Source organism: Tepidicaulis marinus, assembly GCF_000739695.1.
Taxonomy (GTDB): Bacteria; Pseudomonadota; Alphaproteobacteria; order Parvibaculales; family Parvibaculaceae; genus Tepidicaulis; species Tepidicaulis marinus.
In genome coordinates this window covers 247394-264684 of the sequence record NZ_BBIO01000002.1, presented here as the reverse complement: position 1 = coordinate 264684, position 17291 = coordinate 247394, and the positions used below count along the sequence as shown (strand labels likewise).

18 protein-coding genes and 1 tRNA gene are annotated in these 17291 nt (G+C 61.6%); 11 read left to right on the top strand and 8 right to left on the bottom strand.

Annotated elements, in window-relative coordinates:
• Positions 1-173: 173 nt before the first annotated feature.
• From M2A_RS03410 to M2A_RS03400, 3 genes are read right to left on the bottom strand one after another with little or no spacing between them, the layout of a single operon-like run.
• Positions 174-2258, bottom strand: a complete 2085-nt coding sequence (locus M2A_RS03410) for a TonB-dependent receptor family protein (RefSeq protein ID WP_052379168.1) — start codon at positions 2256-2258, stop codon at positions 174-176.
• Positions 2259-2275: 17 nt separating this feature from the next.
• Positions 2276-2824, bottom strand: coding sequence for a YcnI family protein (locus tag M2A_RS03405; RefSeq protein WP_045442904.1), 549 nt, complete (start codon positions 2822-2824; stop codon positions 2276-2278).
• Between the two features lie 54 nt (positions 2825-2878).
• A complete protein-coding gene (locus M2A_RS03400; RefSeq protein ID WP_052379166.1) occupies positions 2879-3289 on the bottom strand; it encodes a DUF2946 family protein in 411 nt (136 codons plus the stop codon).
• 195 nt (positions 3290-3484) lie between these two features.
• Between M2A_RS03400 and M2A_RS17090 the strand changes: the two genes are divergently transcribed.
• Positions 3485-4048 (top strand): TetR/AcrR family transcriptional regulator, encoded by a 564-nt coding sequence (locus M2A_RS17090; protein ID WP_052379165.1) that lies wholly within the window; start codon positions 3485-3487, stop codon positions 4046-4048.
• A gap of 8 nt (positions 4049-4056) precedes the next feature.
• Here M2A_RS17090 and M2A_RS03390 read toward each other — a convergent pair whose 3' ends face one another.
• Positions 4057-4464 carry a hypothetical protein gene (locus tag M2A_RS03390; protein ID WP_156101663.1) on the bottom strand — a complete coding sequence of 136 codons (408 nt, stop codon included), beginning with the start codon at positions 4462-4464 and terminating at the stop codon, positions 4057-4059.
• A 284-nt stretch (positions 4465-4748) separates the two neighbouring features.
• Between M2A_RS03390 and M2A_RS03385 the strand changes: the two genes are divergently transcribed.
• Positions 4749-4839 (top strand) — tRNA-Ser (locus tag M2A_RS03385).
• Positions 4840-4907: 68 nt separating this feature from the next.
• Here M2A_RS03385 and M2A_RS03380 read toward each other — a convergent pair.
• Together M2A_RS03380 and M2A_RS03375 are read right to left on the bottom strand one after the other, a co-directional pair.
• Positions 4908-5303 carry a VOC family protein gene (locus M2A_RS03380; RefSeq protein WP_045442895.1) on the bottom strand — a complete coding sequence of 132 codons (396 nt, stop codon included), beginning with the start codon at positions 5301-5303 and terminating at the stop codon, positions 4908-4910.
• 108 nt (positions 5304-5411) lie between these two features.
• Positions 5412-5915, bottom strand: a complete 504-nt coding sequence (locus M2A_RS03375) for an MgtC/SapB family protein (RefSeq protein ID WP_052379164.1) — start codon at positions 5913-5915, stop codon at positions 5412-5414.
• 217 nt (positions 5916-6132) lie between these two features.
• Between M2A_RS03375 and M2A_RS03370 the strand changes: the two genes are divergently transcribed.
• From M2A_RS03370 to M2A_RS03355, 4 genes are all read left to right on the top strand, one after another.
• Complete coding sequence (locus tag M2A_RS03370) at positions 6133-6555, top strand: Zn-ribbon domain-containing OB-fold protein (protein ID WP_045442892.1); 423 nt, start codon at positions 6133-6135, stop codon at positions 6553-6555.
• Between the two features lie 13 nt (positions 6556-6568).
• A complete protein-coding gene (locus tag M2A_RS03365) occupies positions 6569-7717 on the top strand; it encodes a thiolase family protein (RefSeq protein WP_045442889.1) in 1149 nt (382 codons plus the stop codon).
• Positions 7718-8061: 344 nt separating this feature from the next.
• Positions 8062-8742, top strand: coding sequence for a class I SAM-dependent methyltransferase (locus M2A_RS03360; protein ID WP_045442886.1), 681 nt, complete (start codon positions 8062-8064; stop codon positions 8740-8742).
• A 15-nt stretch (positions 8743-8757) separates the two neighbouring features.
• On the top strand, positions 8758-10002 hold the full coding sequence (locus M2A_RS03355) for an APC family permease (RefSeq protein ID WP_045442883.1): 1245 nt from the start codon (positions 8758-8760) through the stop codon (positions 10000-10002).
• Here M2A_RS03355 and M2A_RS03350 read toward each other — a convergent pair.
• Both M2A_RS03350 and M2A_RS03345 read right to left on the bottom strand, forming a co-directional pair.
• Positions 9999-10862: an alpha/beta fold hydrolase gene (locus M2A_RS03350; RefSeq protein WP_045442880.1), complete on the bottom strand. Its 864-nt coding sequence runs from the start codon at positions 10860-10862 to the stop codon at positions 9999-10001. The two genes, M2A_RS03355 and M2A_RS03350, sit on opposite strands and share 4 nt — an antisense overlap.
• Before the next feature lie 52 nt (positions 10863-10914).
• Entirely contained in the window at positions 10915-13401 is a 2487-nt protein-coding gene (locus M2A_RS03345; RefSeq protein ID WP_197052821.1) for a lytic transglycosylase domain-containing protein, read from the bottom strand.
• Between the two features lie 282 nt (positions 13402-13683).
• Between M2A_RS03345 and dapA the strand changes: the two genes are divergently transcribed.
• The 5 genes from dapA to M2A_RS03320 all read left to right on the top strand — a co-directional run bounded on the left by dapA (position 13684) and on the right by M2A_RS03320 (position 17170).
• Positions 13684-14562: a 4-hydroxy-tetrahydrodipicolinate synthase gene (dapA, locus tag M2A_RS03340; RefSeq protein WP_045442877.1), complete on the top strand. Its 879-nt coding sequence runs from the start codon at positions 13684-13686 to the stop codon at positions 14560-14562.
• A gap of 39 nt (positions 14563-14601) precedes the next feature.
• Positions 14602-15096, top strand: coding sequence for an SsrA-binding protein SmpB (gene smpB, locus M2A_RS03335; RefSeq protein WP_045442874.1), 495 nt, complete (start codon positions 14602-14604; stop codon positions 15094-15096).
• Between the two features lie 118 nt (positions 15097-15214).
• On the top strand, positions 15215-15631 hold the full coding sequence (locus M2A_RS03330; protein ID WP_045442871.1) for an MAPEG family protein: 417 nt from the start codon (positions 15215-15217) through the stop codon (positions 15629-15631).
• Positions 15632-15734: 103 nt separating this feature from the next.
• Positions 15735-16403: a sulfite oxidase-like oxidoreductase gene (locus M2A_RS03325; RefSeq protein ID WP_045442868.1), complete on the top strand. Its 669-nt coding sequence runs from the start codon at positions 15735-15737 to the stop codon at positions 16401-16403.
• Positions 16403-17170 carry an SDR family oxidoreductase gene (locus M2A_RS03320; RefSeq protein ID WP_045442866.1) on the top strand — a complete coding sequence of 256 codons (768 nt, stop codon included), beginning with the start codon at positions 16403-16405 and terminating at the stop codon, positions 17168-17170. The genes M2A_RS03325 and M2A_RS03320 overlap by 1 nt, the downstream gene beginning before the upstream one ends.
• Positions 17171-17291 lie beyond the last annotated feature (121 nt).

Here is a 17291-nt window from a genome sequence, read left to right as displayed (position 1 = left end):
CCGGGATTTTGTAAAGGCTGGGGGCGGAAATAAGGGGCGCCGGTTGGCGTTACTTAAGGGCGCGCTTCGGCCTCTACAATGCAAAAACCGCTGCAAAAAAGCAAAAGGCGGCTCCGAAATCTCCCGGAGCCGCCCATAAACGCGTCAAACAAGGTGCTGAGCGCGTCTTTTGCTCAAAAACGGATCTCCATGCCCACATAGAGCGCGCGCCCGTCACCGGGGTTGTAGAGCGCGTCTGCGGCCGTTGCCATGGGCCGGGCATTGGTGTTGGAGATATAGGTCCGGTCGAGGAGGTTGCGCCCGTCGGCATAGACGCTGAGGCCGTTGCCGAAATCATAGCCGGCTTTGACGCCGTAAATGACGTAATGCTCGGTCTTGAAAGCATCCGTATTGGCGTTGTCGACGTGATAGCCCTCCGGCACCCATTCGGCATTGGGCGCGATGTAGAAGCCGTCCTCGTTTTCATAGCGCAGCTCGGTGCGCAGGAAATGCTTCGGCGCGCCCGGCAGCTCGTTGTCGCCGAAGGCCGCGTCGCCGTCGAAATGGAAATCGTTCAGCGTGTAAGCCTGCCGCCAGAAGAGCTTGTCATCGCCCGGCGCGGCGAAAAGCCCATCCAGCAATTTGACGTTGAGCCCGAGCTCTATGCCCTGGTGAATGGTTTCATCGGCATTGAGCGCGAAGCCGCCCTGACCGCTGCCCGGCGTTACGAAAAGCTGCAGCTCGTTCTCGATCCAGGCGCGGTAAAGCGAAAGATCCCAGCCGATCCACTCATTGCCGCCGCGCGTGCCGATTTCCGCCGTCCAGGCTTCCTGCGGATCGAGATCGGCAAAGCCGGGCGCGGAAGAAGGGTTGAGCTCGGAAAAGGTCGGCGGCTCGGAGGAGCGGGAGACATTGGCAAAGAGCTGCGCGTCCTCCGCCACATCCCACAGCACGCCGAGTTTCGGGTTGAAACTCGTAAAGGTCTTGCGGCCCGTGTCATCGCCGTTGGAGAGCTGATTGTCGTCGAGCTCGCGGATGGAATGGTTGAGCTGCGCCCCGGCGATCAGAGCGATGCCGGTGATGAGATATTGCTCGATCTCGCCATAAAGTTCGTAATTGTAGGATTTCTCGTCCACATCGTTGAACTGAATGGACCCGCGCGAGCCGCCGATATTCTGCCAGATGCGCGCCCGGTTGATCCCGGCAATGACATTGGCCCCGAGCGTGATCCGCGAGCGGTTGCCGAAGAGCTCGCCCTCCTGCGTGCCGCGCGCATAAAGACCGGCATTCTCATAGGAATTGTCGATCACGCCGAAAGAGAGCGGGTGAAAGAGGTCCTTGTTCGTATAAGAAGCGCCGAGCATCACGTCCCAGTCGCCGAGGAAGAACGAGGTACGGTTGGCGACGCGAATGGAATCGATGTCGCGGGCCGTATCCTGCGTGAAGCTCGATGTCTGCGTGCTTTGCGGGCTGGTCAGCGCCTGCGCCTTTGTCAGCGAGCTTGGGATGTCCTGATCGATCGTATTGAGATTGAGATAGAAGCGGGTTTCGACTTGAGGGCTCACCCGGTAACCGAGATTGCCGGAGAAGCGCAGATAATCCTGCTCGGTGTGATCGCGGTAGCCATCGGAGCTGGAATAGGTGGGGCTGGCGTAATAGTCCCACTTGCCTTCAACGCCGCCTGCGGCAAGCTGCACGCGTTTCGTGCCGAAGCTGCCGATTTCCACACGCGAAAGGTAAGAGGGCGCATTGTAGCCCGTGGGAGAGACGAAATTGATCGCCCCGCCCAGCGATGCCGCACCATATTGCAGCGCGTTGGCGCCCCGGTAGACCTCCGTATAGCGGAAGGTCAGCGGGTCGATTTCCTGCGGGTCGCCCCCGCCGTCGGCTTCGTTGATCGGAATGCCGTCAATGAGAAGGCGGATGCCGCGCAAATGGAAGTTGCGCGAAAGGCCCGAGCCGCGGATCGAGAGGCGCAAATCCTCCTGGCCGTATTTCGGCTGCACGAAGACGCCCGGCACGAAGTCCAGCACGTCTTTCAGGTTCGTGGCGCGCCCGTCCCGGTAATCTTCCGCCGGAACGGCTTTCACCGCGCCGGGGGTGCGGGAGAGGCGTTCTTCGGCCGCCTCGAAACTCGGCACGGTGAGAGAGGGCTCGGCCTCTGCCGAGACGGTGATGTCCTGCAGGGTGAGCGGTGTGTGTTCGGCCAGCGCCGGGGCGGCGCACAGGCTGAGGGCGGCGGCGCCGGCAAGGCGCAGCCCGAAGGGTGTCGGGACCATGTGTCTTCTCCGGCGGCTTAATGGTTGTGATGCGCGTTTTGCGCGGGCATCAGAGTGAGCGCGGGGGCGGGCGAGGCAGGGTGCGCGCCGCCTTCCTCCGCGATCTCGTTCCAGTTGCGGGTGCCTTGCTCGCAGGTCTGGAGCACCGGGAAATAGAGCGTGGTTTCTTTGTCCACCGCCGGAAGGCGCATATGGATTTTGAAGGCATCGAACTGCGCATCGGGCAGCTTGCCGTGCCGCCAGGTGATCGTCTCGATGGCTTCCTCGAAGAGGGCGCCATGCGGGCCTTCCACGGGCTCGGGCAGCGGCTTCTTGACGATTTCAAGCTGCCAGCCGGGTTTCGGCTGCGGCTTGGCGACCAGCGTACCCTCGGGCAGCGTGATGGTGAGGCCCGTCGTGGCCGAACCCTCGCAGCCATGAGGCGCAAGGAACGTGGTCTGGAAATAACTGTCCGCAGGCGCGCTTGTGGTTTCCAGAACGATATGCGCCTCAGCCGGAGCGGCAAGAAACGCAGGGAAGGCGATAAGCGCTGCGCCGAGCGCAGCTTTCATGGATGAATTAGACATTGGGTCCCTCAAATGACAATGCGGGCGCGCAAAAGCACCCCGGTAGATCGGCAGTCAGATGAGGAAAGAGGGTGGGGCCTGCGCCCCGAGCGGCGGGCCGATGGCGGGCGGCAGTACCACATCATGCGCTTGCGGGGCACGCAGGGGTGCGGCAGCGGGCAGGGCCATCGCGCTCAGCGTGATCTCGGGCGCGGCGATGTAATGGGCCGTCGCGGTCCAGTAAAGACAGCCGGTGCTTTCCGCCCCGCCGTCTTCATCCTGCGAGAGGGGGTTACCCGCTGCATCCAGCGTCAGCGTTTTCAGCCCCGAGGCCGAACAGATGACGATGGTGAAGCTGCCATCCTCCGCCCGCGCGCCGGGCATATAGCCGGCGGGCAGCAGCGCATTCAAAAACAGCACGAAAAGCGACAGCCAAAGGACCGTGCGCTTGGCATCCTGTTTCATATGGCGGGCAGCTTGCATCATGGCCGCCAACCTACCCACAGTTTCCGCCAAGGGCGAGCGGGAATCGCCTATCGTTCATGCAATTGTGAAGGGCTCCGGTGTGCTTGCCGGCGTTTCGGCCCTTCCGGGGCTTGATCTCATGTTTTGCGCAGGCCGCGCGGCTATGCCAAATGTAAGTTTGCAGGTGGTAGGCGGGAAGAGCGGACGGATGGATCGATGGTAAAGGCGGACGAGCGGCGCGAGGCGATGGTGGATCGGCTGGCCGATTTCATCCTTGCGGAAGGATTGGAAGCGGCAAAGCTGCGCCCGCTTGCCAAGGCCGCCAAGGTGAGCGACCGCATGCTGCTTTACTATTTCAAAGACAAGTCGCAGGCCGTGGGCGCGGCGCTGGAGCGCATTTCTTCCCGGCTCGTGGTTATTCTGGGAAAGAAGACCGCCAGCAAACCGCTTCCCTATGAGGCTTTGCTGACCAAGCTGCGCGGCATCGTGCTGGCGGAGGATATGTGGCCCTATATGCGGCTTTGGCTGGAAATCGTTGCGCTGGCGGGCCGCGGCGATGCCTTCTACCGGGCAACCGGCGAGGCGATCGGCCGGGGCATGCTGGCCTGGGCTGCCGGACAACTGGACAGCGCGTCGGCCAAGGAGCGGGAGAAAGAGGCTGCCCGGCTCTTCGTGACGATTGAAGGAATGGTGCTGCTCAACGCGGTGGGGCTCGGCGCTGTCAGCCGGGAGGCGTTTGCCTCCTCCCGGCCTTCAGCAAATAAGCGGCGCAAAGCGTGAGCTAAGTTTTATCGCGCCGCGCTCTTATTGAAGATCATGCCGAGAACGAGACCGACGCCCGCGCCCCAGAGGATCGCCGCGCCTGCGCCCGCCGTCTGATCGACGGATGTGCCGTAAAGCGCCGGGGTGAAGGCAAGCGCCAGCCCGTCCAGCAACGTGGCCGCCGCTGTTGCAACGGCGATACCGAGCGCGAATTGATCGTCACCGAGCCCGGCAATTTTTTTCACCACAAAAAGAAAAGGTACGGTGCCCGGAATGATGAGCGCGTAAAGAAGCGCCGTGTTCATTCCCTCGTAAATGCCCAGAGGGGCGAGAAAGCGCAGCAAGAGCGCGGCAAAAAGCCAAAGCACCGCGCCCATAAAGGCGCTGAGCGTTATCTGCCGGGCGGTGAGGGGAAGGCGGGTATGAGCAGTCATGCGTATCCTCCGTAGCAAGTGCTACATAACTGCTTATCATGGTTTTGTAGCATTTGCTACATTCTGAATCGCATGGCTGAAGGGATATGTCCTCGGGTGCATATATGAGGACGGCGGCTCTCTCTCACCTTCCGCAAGGTGCTGGCCCGGCCATGAGGCGGGCGGTTCGGCCAGCAGAATCAAAGGCTTGATTGGCGGGCTTTGCCCAAATTTTCTGAGGTTTCGGGGCGTAAACGGCCTGAAACGGCTTGAAACGGCAGGGCAGCTAGGGCATACACGGCGGCGGAGAGGTGGCCGAGTGGTCGAAGGCGCTCCCCTGCTAAGGGAGTAGACGTCAAAAGCGTCTCGTGGGTTCGAATCCCATCCTCTCCGCCATTTTCCCCGACATTTTCTTCTCTGTTTCCAGCCTGCGGTTGAGCCCCGGTCCCGTTCATCACACGCGGCTAGGCCGGCAAGTTGAGCTGCCAGGAAACGCCGTAGCGGTCGGCGAGCCAGCCGAAGCGCTGGCTGAAGCCGTAATCGTCCAGCGGCATCATGACCTCGCCGCCTTCAGACAGTTTGGCGAAGGCCGCCTCGATTTCCTCCGGCGTTTCAAGATCGACACAGAGTGAGATGGAGGGGGTGAAAGTGAAGTCGTGCATGGGTGGGCTGTCGAAGATGATCAGCTCATGACCTGCAAAGGAAACGGGCGCGGTTTTGAAAGCGCCCACGGGGCCCGGTTCTCCCTCGGCATAGCGCTCGATTTCCCCGATCTGAAAATCGCTGAAAACGGACGCATAGAGTTTGACGGCGTTTTCCGCCTCGCCTTGAAACATCATATGCGTTTTGACTTTTGACATGCGCTTCCCCTTGCGGCTGGTGAGTGTGTTGTTCGGGGCGGCATCTTAGCGGGAGGCGGAGTGGGGTTCGACCACTTGCCCGTTGGAAAGTGCCAATCGCAAAGAGTTTTACTCCCCGCTGGTTGGCGCCTCCCCGTCTTTCGTTTTCACCCAGCGGTGCTCGATGCGGCCCATGAGGTGAAGGACGAAGAGGCCGAGCAGGGCGACGAAGAGGGCGAAGAGAACCTGGCCCGCGCCCGCGATGAGGCCGATGGCGCCGGTGAGCCAAATGCTGGCACCTGTGGTCAGTCCGCGCACATGCCCGCCTGATTGCAGGATGGCGCCCGCGCCGAGAAAAGCGATGCCAGTCACGATCGCCTCGATGGCGCGCAAGGGGTCGAGATTGAAATCCGGCCCGTCATCGGCAAGGCGCATGGAAAGCTCGATACTGCCGACGACGAAGGCGGCCGAGGTGAGTGCCACCAGCATGCAGGTGCGCAGGCCCGCCGGTTTTTGCCGCAACTCCCGTTCGAGCCCGATCAGGGTGCCGAGCACGAGAGCGGAAACCGTGCGCAGGGCGATTTCGGCGGGGGGCAGGTAGGTTTCGAACTGGCCGGCGAGTGTTTCCATCATGCCGCAGAAACGATGACTTGCCGCCTTGGTTCCGTTATGCACCGGGCGGTGCCCGGGCAGGGCACGTTAAGTCGTTGCGGGCGCGACGTGTTTTTACGTCCTGATGACAGCGCTTTTGAAGGTGGTAAAGTTCCGCCGGAAACAAGCGGCGCCTGCCGCGCAAAGGCGGATAAGCCCGCAGGAACGGCGACAAGAACAAATGCAAGGGGAGAGAGCGATGAGCGAAGCGGCGAGCGAGCTGCGCCCGGTGACGGACTACGTCAAACTGCCGGCGAATGGCGAGCCATATCTTGAAGGGCACAAATGCGGCAATTGCGGCACCGTCTTTATCGGCGCGCGCCATGTCTGCTCGAAATGTTTTGCCCGCGATAAGATGGAAGCGGTGAAGCTGCCGAATAAAGGCAAGCTCTATTCCTACACGATCGTCTACCGCTCCTTCCCCGGCGTGGAAGTGCCTTTCGTTTCCGCCGTGGTGGATATCGAAGGCGGCGGCACGGTGAAAGGCAATCTCATCAATATCGAGCCCGACCCCGACAAAATTAAAATGGGGATGGATGTCGATGTGGTCTTCAAAGATGCGGGCCGCACCGACAAACAGGGCAACCACTATATTTCCTATTTCTTTCAACCGGCGGCGTGAGGAGGCTTAACCCATGAGCAAAGACGACGTTTATGTCATTGGCACGGATATGATCAAATTCGGCCGCTTCCCGGACCGCACGGTGCCGGATCTGGGCGCGGAAGCCGCGCTCTTGGCGCTCGATGATGCCGGGCTCGGCATCAAGGACATGCAGGCGCTTTATTGCGGCAACCTCTTTCAGGCAAGCGGCATGGTGGGCCAGCGTATTCTGCATCAGATCGGCCAGACCGGCATTCCGGTGGTGAATACGGCCAATGCCTGCGCCACGGGCGCGACCGCCTTCCGCGAAGGCTGGATCGCCATCAAGGCGGGGCTTTATGACCTCGTGCTTGCGGTCGGCGTTGAACAGATGGGCCGCGGGCTTCTCGGCGGCGGGGGCAGCGACAAGGGCATTCCCACCGAAGGGCTTCTGGGCTCGGGCACCATGCCGACGGTCTTTGCCGAGCTTGGCATGGAACACCACAAGAAGCACGGCACGAGCTTCGAGCAATTCGCCAAAGTGGCGGTGAAGAACCATCATCACTCCACCATGAACGACAAGGCGATGTATCAGAAGGAAACGCCGCTTGAAGAAGTGATGGGCGCGGAGATGATCTCCTACCCCAACACCAAGCTCATGTGCTCGGTGAATGTGGACGGCTCCGCCGCCGCCGTGCTCGCTTCCGAAAAGAAGGTGAAGGAACTCGGCCTTATGGACCGGGCCATCAAAGTGCGCGCTTCCGCGCTCACCTCCGATCCCTTCACCGACCGCGATCTCGTGATGCCGGACTTTTCGACCTGCACGCGCATGGCCGCGCAACAGGCTTACGAGATGGCGGGCGTTGGGCCGGAAGACCTCGATCTTGTCGAGCTGCATGACTGTTTCGCCACGGCGGAAATTCTGCACTACGAAAATCTCGGCCTTTGCAAGGACGGGGAAGCGGGCAAGATGATCGACACGGGTGCCACAGCGCTGGGCGGCAAGATCCCGGTCAATGTTTCCGGCGGGCTTCTTTCCAAGGGCCATCCTTTGGGCGCGACGGGCATCGCCAATGTCTATGAGATCGTCACCCATCTCAGAGGCAAGGCCGGCAAGCGCCAGGTGGAAGGCGCGCGCATGGGCATGACCCATGTGGTGGGCATGGGCAATGCCGCCGCCATCCACATTCTCGAAAAGCCGTAAGGCCCTGGAACCTTAAGGCAGGGGCCGCTCCTCCGGGGGCGGCCTTTTTCTTTGTGTGGACCCCGGGCTTGTCCCGGGGTCCATCTGAGGCGCGCCCGCAACGCCAGGAAATTCTCCCTTGCAAAGCGCGCTGCCGCAGCTATTCTCCGTCCCATGATGAACGCACGCACCATGATCTGTCCGGCCTTCCGCGTTGCCGGTCTTTGGTGGGCCGCCTTTTAGGCGGTCTCCTTCGCGTGCGCGTGTCGCATATCTGAAGTTCGGGCCGCCTTTCGGGGCGGCTTTTTTGTTGGCGCTGCCCTGTCATGCGGTCCTGTCTTGCGGTTTTGCAGGAGGGAAGGGCAATGAATGCCAAGTTCGAGCTGCCGGGGATCGTTCCCTGGGGGCGCACGTTCAAGGAATATGAAGCGTTTTTCGCGCTGGATGCGGCGGCGCTTGCCGGACCCGTGCTCGATGCGGGCGCGGGGCCGTCCTCTTTTACAGGGGAGCTTTGCGCGCGCGGCGGGCAGGGGCTTGCCGCCGATCCGCTTTATGCCGAGGCGAGCGCCGATATCGCCGCGCGTTTCGAGGCGGTGCGCGCACCCATGCGCAAAGCGATGCGTGAGGCGAAGGAGCGTTTCAATTGGAAAACCTATGGCAGCGAAAGCGCGCTTGAAACGCTAAGAGCCGAGACCTTGCAGGCGTTCATCGCGGACCGCGCGTGCGCGCCGGAGCGCTATATCGCGGCCTCCCTGCCTAAGCTTCCCTTTGCCGATGGTGCATTTCATCTTGCGCTTTGCTCGCATCTTCTCTTTCTCTATGGGGACGATCTCGATGCCGCATTCCACCTGCGCGCGGTCAAGGAGCTTGCGCGTGTGGCGGGGGAAGTGCGCATCTTTCCGCTCTTCAATCTCGACGGGCGCCCTTCGAGCCATCTGCCTTGCGTGATGAAGCGGCTGAGGCTGGAAGGCTATGCCTGCGAGACGGTGACTGTTCCCTTTGAGTTTCAGCTCGGGGCCCGCATGATGCTGAAGGTGAAACGATGAAGGCCGGACAAGATCATGCCGGAAGGGACGGAAGACAGGCATAGGCTCAAGCGCAGCCTCTCGCTGCCCTTAACCGTGCTTTACGGTGTTGGCGTAACGGTGGGCGCGGGCATTTATGTGCTGGTCGGCAAGGTGGCGGGTGCCGCCGGGCTCTATGCGCCGCTTGCCTTTTTGCTTGCCGCGCTGCTGGCAGGGTTTACCGCCTGTTCTTATGCGGAGCTTTCCTCCCGTTTTCCCAAAAGCGCAGGGGAGGCGGTTTATGTTTTCGAGGGGTTCAAACGGCCCTGGCTTTCGCTTGCCGTCGGTTTCGGTGTCCTGAGCACAGGCACGCTTTCCTCGGCGGTCATTATCGCAGGCTATGTCGGCTATTTGCGGCTGATCGTCGATCTGCCCGATTTTGCGGCGGTCACGCTGCTTACGCTGGTGCTGGCCGGTATTGTCATTTGGGGCATCCGCGAATCCGTCGCGGTGGCTTCACTCATCACCTTGATCGAGCTGTCCGGCCTGCTCATGGTCGTCTGGGCAGGCAGCGGCACCCTTTTCGAGCTACCCGCCCAGGGCGCGCTCTCTTCATTGTGGGGGGCAGGCGCCTCGTCTCTTGTTTGGCCGGGCATTTGGGCGGGCGCGCTTCTGGCTTTTTATGCGTTTATCGGGTTCGAGGATCTGGCCAATGTGGCTGAGGAAGTGCGCGATCCGGCGCGCAATCTACCGCGCGCGATTGCTCTGACGCTGCTCGTCACGGCCGTGTTTTATTTCTCCATCGTGGTTATCGCCATCCGCACGCTCTCTCCCGAGACGCTTGGCCAGTCGGAAGCGCCGCTTGCGGATGTCTTTATGGCGCTTACCGGATCGGATGCCAGGCTTCTTGGTTTGATTGCCGTGCTTGCCGTATTGAACGGCGTTCTCATTCAATTGATCATGGGCTCGCGGATGCTCTACGGCCTTGCGGATCAAAAATGGCTGCCTGGGCCGTTCAATTATATCTGGCCGCGCACGCAAACACCGGTGATTGCGATTGCCGCGGTGGCCGGCGCGGCGTGGTTGCTTGCGGTCTTTTTTTCCGTCGAAAACCTGGCAGCCTCGACCAGTTATGTGACTTTGGCCGTATTCGCGCTCGTCAACGCGGCCCTGGTGCGTTTGAAACTGGTGCAGAGCGCCAGCGCAAAGCCGGATGGTTTCACCGTGCCGCTTTGGGTGCCGGTGGCGGGCGCCGCCGCCAGTTTGGGCCTTTTGCTGATCAACGCCGCGCAGGCGCTTTAGTGCAGCTCTTCCAGAAAGGCATCGATGGCGGCGAGCGATTGCGGCTCATCGAGCCAGGGCGCGTGGCCCCGGTCGGGCACGGTAACGGCGGTCAGGCGCGGGTGAACCTCTTCCATGCGCTTGACGGTTTCGGCGGAAAGAAGATCCGAATTTTCCCCGCGCAGCACGAGCGTTGGAATGGTGTAGAGCGCTTTGAACTCGGTCCACATATTGGGCAGTTTGCCGCGCAGAAGTTTCATGCCGATGCGCAAGCCGTCGCCGATCTTGGAATCGTAATCGAGCGCGGGTTTGCCGTTTTCATCGCGGAAGGTCATATGCGCAAACTCGTGCCAGGCCGGCCCGGTGATGGTCGGGAAGTGGCGCTCGTTCATCTGCCGCAGCATGATGGCGGCAATGTCCCAGCTCTCAGGGGCGGGCATCTTGCCCGCATAGCCCATGATGCGGGTAATCCCTTCGCGGGCGACTTCGGGCCCCACATCGTTCAGCACCACGCCTTTCAGCGCGCCGGGCCGCTGGGCGGCCATCAGCGTTGCCACGAGGCCGCCGCGCGAGGTGCCGATGATCGCGGCATGGGGCACACCCGCCGCGGCCATCAGATCGAACGTGTCGCGGGTTTCCGCCTGGGGCGTGTAGTCCGTCCAGCTTTTGCAATAATCCGAGCGCCCGCGGCCGCGGAAGTCGGGGCAGAGCACACGGTGCTGCTTGCTTAGATGTTCGGCAAGCTTATGGAAATCCTTGGAATTGCGGGTAAGGCCGGGCAGGCAGAGAACGGGCACGCCCGGCGCCAGCGCGTCGCCATAGTCGCGCGCATAAAGGCGCATGCCTTCCTGGTTCGTGTAGAAGAATTCCGTGAAGCTCATCTTGTTTTCTTTGTTATTGAATTATTGAATTATTGGGTTATTGGCCATTGGACTATTGGCGGGGCGCGCGCGGCGTTTCAAGACCGGGGGGCGGTTTGAGGATGATGCGCCCGGCGGGTTTGTTCACAGGCTCCGGCTGGGCGGCACCTGTGCTGCCGGTAATTTCGGGCGCTGTGGATACCGCTTGCGGCGTCATGCTTTCCGAGGGCTCGACTACCGGGGCCATTTGCACCGCGCCCTCCGGCGAGGCGAGCGGCAGCGGGTTCTGGCGTTGCGGTTTTGCAGGCGCAGGCGCCGCAGCTTGCGGTTTCACGCTTTGAGATTGGGACCGCCCGGGAACCGGCTGCATCAGCGGTTTGGCGGGCACGGCAACGCCCGGCACGCTTCCTGCCCCGGCAGAAGGCGGGGCAAATGGCGTGCGCTCGGCGCGCCGGGGCGGCGGCGGCGCGCTGATCGGCGCGCCCTGATTGCGCTTTAAGTCTTTTTCGATGTCGAGCGAGGCGACACCGCCGGCAAGGCGGGCGCGGTAAACCTGAATGTTCTCCAGCACTCGCTGCACATAATTGCGGGTTTCTGAATAAGGAATGCTCTCGATCCAGTCGATCGCATCGACGCCGGTGGAGCGCGGATCTCCGAACGTGTCGACCCATTCATCCACGCGCCGCTCACCGGCGTTGTAAGCGGCGATGGTCATGATGTAGGAGCCGGAGAACTCGTCCAAAAGCTCACCCAGATGCGCCGAGCCCAGCATGGCGTTATAGGCCGGATCATCGAGCAATCTGTCCCGGCGGTAGGGCACAGAGACGCGCCGGGCGACGCCTTTTGCCGTCGATGGCATGAGCTGCATCAGCCCGCGCGCGCCCGCATGGGAAACGGCGCGCGGGTTGAACTCACTCTCCTGGCGCGAGAGGCCGTAAACGAAAGCGGGCTCCACAGGCCGCCCCTTGGCCGGATAATTCGGCACGACGCCGAGCGGGTAAGACTGTTCGGGCAGGACGATGTTGCGGGTAGCTGCCGTTTTGGCGATACGCACCGCGACTTCCGGATATCCGAGGCCGCCGATCTTTTCGGCCAGCGCCGCAAGCTCGGCCGGGTGTTCCAGTGTTTCGGCCAGATGCAGGGCGAAGACGCGGCCCATCCGTGTCCAATCCGCGTCATACAGCATCAGCGTCGCTTTCATTACCGGGCGCGCCATCAGGCTCGCCTCGCCCTTGCGCGGGGCGGCATCGGCACTGGCGATCACGAGTTTTGCGGGTTTCTTCGCCCCGGCGCTGAGCGCGGCTTCGGCAAGCTGACCGTAAAACGTCGTGCCGTGCTGGGCCGCTTCCTTGAAATGCACCTGCGCCTTGGCGGTGTCGCCCATCGCATCCGCCGCCCGGCCCATCCAATAAGCGCCGCGCGCCTGGCTGATCGGCGTGGAAACACCGTTAAAGAGCGTTTCGAAATGGGTGAAGGCGGTTTTGGGCTCGTTCAGATATTGCAGGGCAAGCCAGCCCGCCATGAACTCGCCTTCGGCAAAGGCAAGGCCGCGTTCGTGGCCATGGGCTTTGGCTAAATCGTAGGCTTCCTTGTATTTGCCCTGTTCCAGCGCATCGCGCGCGGCGATCTTGCGTTCGGTCCAAAGGTCGCCCGCCTGATCGAGCCGGTGCGGCGCCGTGGGCGCGGTGAGGAGAAGAGGCACGGCCTGATGGTTCTCCCCGCGCCGGCGGCGGAAGCGGGCTTCATCGTAAAGCAGGCCGAGATCGCCGCGCAGATGCGGCGGCACACGCGAGAAGGCGGTGTCGGCATCGCGCGTGCGGCGCATCAGGCTGAGGCGTGCTTCGGCCACCTTCTGGGCATTCTCGCTGACGAGCTGCAGCATGCGCCTTGCATCGTCGTAGCGCTGCTCCCAGAGGAGGCGGCGCAGCCGGTCCTCATGGGCCTGCAGGCCCAGCATGTGCCCATGCCGGTCCAGAATCTCTTTTTCCCGGGAACGGGAAAACTGATGATCGGCCCAGGCCCGCTGGATCCAGTAAGCAGCATCCTCATTATTACCCTGCGCGAGCAGCGCGCGGCCATAGCGCAGCTTGCCGTCGCCGGTTACGGGCTCGCGCCCGGTAAACCAGGCAATGACATCGCTATCGTCGACGGGAAATTCGAGCAGCGCTTCCTCGGCCCGCTCCGTTAGCCGTTCCTGGCGGGGCCAGGCGGGATGGCCTGCCTGAAACTGGATGATCTCGGCAAAGCTCGCCCCGCTTTTGGAGGACTGGAAGCGCACCCAGTCCAGAAGGTCGCGGGTCAGCGGGTCCTTGATGGCGCGCATGGCGATGAGCATGCCCGCCCAGTCGCGCTTTTCGGCGGCATCGAGGGCGGTGATGAATGCCTGGCCTTCGCTCGGGGGCAGATATTTGACGGGGGGCGGCGGGGCCGGGCGGCTCACCGGCACGGCCGGCGGCGCTTCGGCCTTGGCGGGGGCAATGCCGCCGAAGGCTAAACCGGTAAAAAGGGCTAAAATGCCGCAAAACGCCCGCGGCGCGGCTGAAACATTGCGATCAGACAATTTTCGCACCATCAGAACCCTGTTCACCCAGAACCTTATCCACCATGTACCGGGAGGCTCATCCTGCCCTCAGCCTACAATTCCCGCCCCCTCTCCGCCAGAGGCAGAAGAACAAATAACGTACCGCCCAGGTGCTAGTTCCTTGCTCCGGCTGAGTGTTTGCGGCTATGTTCCGCGCCGCGGAGCCCGGTTTCACACCGATTTCACATCGGTTTCACAGGGCTTCGCGGTTTTGTTTTCGCATGGCGGCAGGCCCGCCGCCCGTGCTCTAGGAGCTTTGCAATGTTTAAGGGATCGATCGTTGCCCTTATCACACCGTTCAAGGACGGCGCCATCGATGAAGAAGCCTTCGTGCGTCTGGTCGACTGGCATGTGGAACAGGGGACACATGGACTTGTGCCGGTGGGCACGACGGGTGAATCGCCGACATTGAGCCCTGACGAGCACAAACGGGTCATCGAGCTGTGTATCGAGGCGGTGAAGGGGCGCATCCCCGTCATGGCCGGCACGGGCTCGAACAGCACGCTGGAAGCGATCGATTTTACCCGCCATGCCGAAGAGGCAGGGGCGGATGCGGCGCTCGTCGTCACGCCCTATTACAACAAGCCGACCCAGGATGGGCTCTATGCCCATTTCAAGGCGGTGCATGATGCAACCGACATCCCCATCTATATCTACAACATTCCCGGCCGCAGCGTGATCGACATGCAGCCGGAGACGATGGCCCGCCTTGCCGAACTGGAGCGGATCGTCGGGGTGAAGGATGCAACGGCGGACCTTTCGCGGGTCAGCATTCAGCGCCATCTGATGGGCCCGGACTTCATTCAGCTTTCGGGAGAAGATGGCACGGCCCTTGGCTTCAACGCCCATGGCGGGGTGGGGTGCATTTCCGTCGCCGCCAATGTGGCGCCTGCGCTATGCGCCGAGTTTCAGGAAGCCTGTCTTGCCGGTGATTATGCCAATGCGCTCTTGCTGCAGGACCGCTTGATGCCGCTTCACAAGGCGCTCTTTGTCGAGGCAAGCCCCGGCCCGGTGAAATATGCGGCAAGCCTGCTCGGCCTGTGCGAGGAAGAGCTGCGCCTGCCGCTCGTGCCGGTGAAAGACGAAACACGTACGCTCGTGCGCAAAGCCATGATCCATGCCGGCCTGATCAACGGTTAGGCCGGGCAAAGCAGCAAGCACGGGCAGCATAGGGAAGATATGTCTTCGAAAGCAGGCGGTGCCAAGAAGCGGAAGGATGAAAGCGGCAAGATCGTCGCCGACAACCGCAAGGCGCGCCATAACTACTTCATCAAGGATACCTATGAAGCAGGTATCATGCTCACCGGTACCGAGGTTAAGTCCTTGCGTACCGGTGCGGCGAGCCTTGGTGAGTCCTATGCGCAGATCAAGAACGGCGAGGTTCATCTCATCAACGCGCATATTCCCGAATACCTGCAGGCCAACCGCTTCAACCATGCCCCGCGCCGCCCGCGCAAATTGCTGCTTCATGCCCGTGAGATCGCCAAGCTTTCCGATGCGGTGAACAAGCAGGGCATGACAGTCGTGCCGCTCCGGCTTTATTTCAATGAGCGGGGAATCGCCAAGGTCGAGCTTGGCGTTGCTCAAGGCAAGAAGATGGCCGATAAACGCCAGACGGAAAAAGACCGTAGCTGGCAGCGCGACAAGGCAAGGCTCTTGCGCGAAAAAGGCTGATCGGACGCGGGGTCAACGCTGGTGCCGCGCTGCCTCACACATTGTTTTCTTGACTTTTCGCCCTCCGACTTTTCCCATTCGCCGGGAAAAAACAAAGCCTGAATGGCGGAGGGGACACATGGAAACGACTTTTCTGACGCCGGTGCTCGCACTGGTTTCCTGGACGTTGATCGTCTGGTTCTGGATGTATGCGCGCCGTATCCCGGCGATGAATGCGGCGGGGCTCGATCCGCAAGAAGCGCAACATCCCGGCTCACTGAACATGCTGCCGAAGCCCGCGCGTTTTGCCGCGGATAACTACAATCACCTGCATGAACAGCCGACGATCTTCTATGCGCTGATCATCTATTCGCAGCTTGCAGGTGTGGCGGACGAGCTGAACCTGACGCTTGCCTGGGCCTATGTGGGTCTGCGTGTGCTGCATTCTCTGGTGCAGATCACGGTCAACAAAGTGACGCTGCGCTTCACGCTGTTTGCCGTGTCGACGCTGGTGCTCGTCGTTATCGCGATCCGTAACATCCTGGCCGTGCTTTAAGCAGCGCGTCCTTTCGGTTAAAGAAGGCGGCCGGTTCTTCGGGACTGGCCGTCTTTTTCGTTTCCGGGCTAGTATCGGCCCCGCGAGAACGCAGGAGAAAAACATGAGTGCGGATGAGCGCGGGTTCTTCGGGCAGATCAAAGACAAGCTGATACGCTCCAAAGAAAAGACGGCGGCGGAGGGGCGGCACCTGACGGGCCGCCAAGACCTGTCGCGCGAAAACCGTTTGCCGCCCGGCCAGCACCGGGTGGAAAAATGGCCTGTGCTCGATCTCGGCATTCAGCCGCAAATCTCAACCGGCTCCTGGTCGCTTGCCATAGACGGGGCGGTCGCAAATCCCGTGACCTGGGACTGGCAGACTTTTCTCGATCAGCCCCAACAAAGTTTTCTCAGCGACATTCATTGCGTCACCACCTGGTCGCGCTATGACAATCGCTGGGAGGGTGTTTCCGCGCGGCATATTCTCGAGGTCGTAAAGCCGCTGCCTGAAGCACGTCATGTCATTTTTCATGCCTATGACGGCTATACGACGAATTTGCGCCTTTCCATGTTCGATGATGAGAATGTGCTCATCGCCCATAGCTGGGAAGGCCGCCCATTGACGGCGGAACATGGCGCGCCCGCGCGGGCCATCGTGCCGAGCTGGTATTTCTGGAAAAGCGCGAAATGGATCAAGCGGATCGAGTTTTCCGAAGTGGATAAGCCGGGTTTCTGGGAAGAGCGCGGTTATCATAATGACGGCGATCCGTGGACGGAGCAGCGGTACGGGTGATGGGGCTTACCGGGTTTTCACTGGAAGGGCGCAATGCGCTGGTCACGGGCAGCGCGCGCGGCCTCGGCTTTGAGATCGCCAAGGGTCTGGCGGCGGCAGGTGCTTTCGTCTTCGTCAATGGCCGGCGCCGGGAAGCGCTTGAAGAGGCGGTCGCCGCGATCGAGAGCGAAGGCGGCAAGGCCGCGCCGCTTCTTCTCGATGTGACCGACCGCCCGCTTGTCGAAACGGTTCTGCGCGGCATTGGGGAAGAGCAGGGCGGGCTCGACATTCTCGTCAATAATGTCGGCATTCGCGACCGGCGCGGGCTTTTCGATTTTGATATGGAGGATGTGGAGCGGCTGATCGGCGCCGATCTCATCGCGCCGTTTCATCTCAGCCGGGAAGCGGCGAAGCTGATGCGCGCGCGGCAGGGCGGGCGCATCATCAACATTACCTCCATTGCAGGGCCCATCTCCAACAAGGGCGATGCGGTTTACACGACGGCGAAGGGCGGGCTTGACGCTCTCACCCGCGCGCTTGCCGCCGAACTTGGCGAGCATGGCATTACGGTCAATGCCGTGGCGCCCGGCTTCTTTGCGACGGAAGCGAATGCAGCGATGAGCGCAAATCCCGAAATTGCCGATTGGCTTTCCCGGCGCACTTCGCTTGCCCGCTGGGGACGACCGGAAGAAATTGCGGGCGTGGCGGTCTTTCTTGCCTCGCCTGCCGCTTCATACATTACCGGCCAGACCATTGCGGTGGATGGCGGGTACTTGTCGCATTTTTGAGTGATTGCCTGCTGCCGCTTTCGTTTGTGGCTGGTGCTGCATGGACCCCGGCACGGGGGCCGGGGTGACGTACAGAGCTAGACGATAGTCTGTAGCTTATCCGCAAATACCGAATGTCACC

What these genes read in the sequence shown, in the direction of transcription:
- M2A_RS03410 (WP_052379168.1), bottom strand. Translation starts at nt 2,258, where the DNA reads ATGGTCCCGACACCCTTCGGGCTGCGCCTTGCCGGCGCCGCCGCCCTC.
- M2A_RS03405 (WP_045442904.1), bottom strand. Translation starts at nt 2,824, where the DNA reads ATGTCTAATTCATCCATGAAAGCTGCGCTCGGCGCAGCGCTTATCGCC.
- M2A_RS03400 (WP_052379166.1), bottom strand. Translation starts at nt 3,289, where the DNA reads ATGATGCAAGCTGCCCGCCATATGAAACAGGATGCCAAGCGCACGGTC.
- M2A_RS17090 (WP_052379165.1), top strand. Translation starts at nt 3,485, where the DNA reads ATGGTAAAGGCGGACGAGCGGCGCGAGGCGATGGTGGATCGGCTGGCC.
- M2A_RS03390 (WP_156101663.1), bottom strand. Translation starts at nt 4,464, where the DNA reads ATGACTGCTCATACCCGCCTTCCCCTCACCGCCCGGCAGATAACGCTC.
- M2A_RS03380 (WP_045442895.1), bottom strand. Translation starts at nt 5,303, where the DNA reads ATGTCAAAAGTCAAAACGCATATGATGTTTCAAGGCGAGGCGGAAAAC.
- M2A_RS03375 (WP_052379164.1), bottom strand. Translation starts at nt 5,915, where the DNA reads ATGATGGAAACACTCGCCGGCCAGTTCGAAACCTACCTGCCCCCCGCC.
- M2A_RS03370 (WP_045442892.1), top strand. Translation starts at nt 6,133, where the DNA reads ATGAGCGAAGCGGCGAGCGAGCTGCGCCCGGTGACGGACTACGTCAAA.
- M2A_RS03365 (WP_045442889.1), top strand. Translation starts at nt 6,569, where the DNA reads ATGAGCAAAGACGACGTTTATGTCATTGGCACGGATATGATCAAATTC.
- M2A_RS03360 (WP_045442886.1), top strand. Translation starts at nt 8,062, where the DNA reads ATGAATGCCAAGTTCGAGCTGCCGGGGATCGTTCCCTGGGGGCGCACG.
- M2A_RS03355 (WP_045442883.1), top strand. Translation starts at nt 8,758, where the DNA reads ATGCCGGAAGGGACGGAAGACAGGCATAGGCTCAAGCGCAGCCTCTCG.
- M2A_RS03350 (WP_045442880.1), bottom strand. Translation starts at nt 10,862, where the DNA reads ATGAGCTTCACGGAATTCTTCTACACGAACCAGGAAGGCATGCGCCTT.
- dapA (WP_045442877.1), top strand. Translation starts at nt 13,684, where the DNA reads ATGTTTAAGGGATCGATCGTTGCCCTTATCACACCGTTCAAGGACGGC.
- smpB (WP_045442874.1), top strand. Translation starts at nt 14,602, where the DNA reads ATGTCTTCGAAAGCAGGCGGTGCCAAGAAGCGGAAGGATGAAAGCGGC.
- M2A_RS03330 (WP_045442871.1), top strand. Translation starts at nt 15,215, where the DNA reads ATGGAAACGACTTTTCTGACGCCGGTGCTCGCACTGGTTTCCTGGACG.
- M2A_RS03325 (WP_045442868.1), top strand. Translation starts at nt 15,735, where the DNA reads ATGAGTGCGGATGAGCGCGGGTTCTTCGGGCAGATCAAAGACAAGCTG.
- M2A_RS03320 (WP_045442866.1), top strand. Translation starts at nt 16,403, where the DNA reads ATGGGGCTTACCGGGTTTTCACTGGAAGGGCGCAATGCGCTGGTCACG.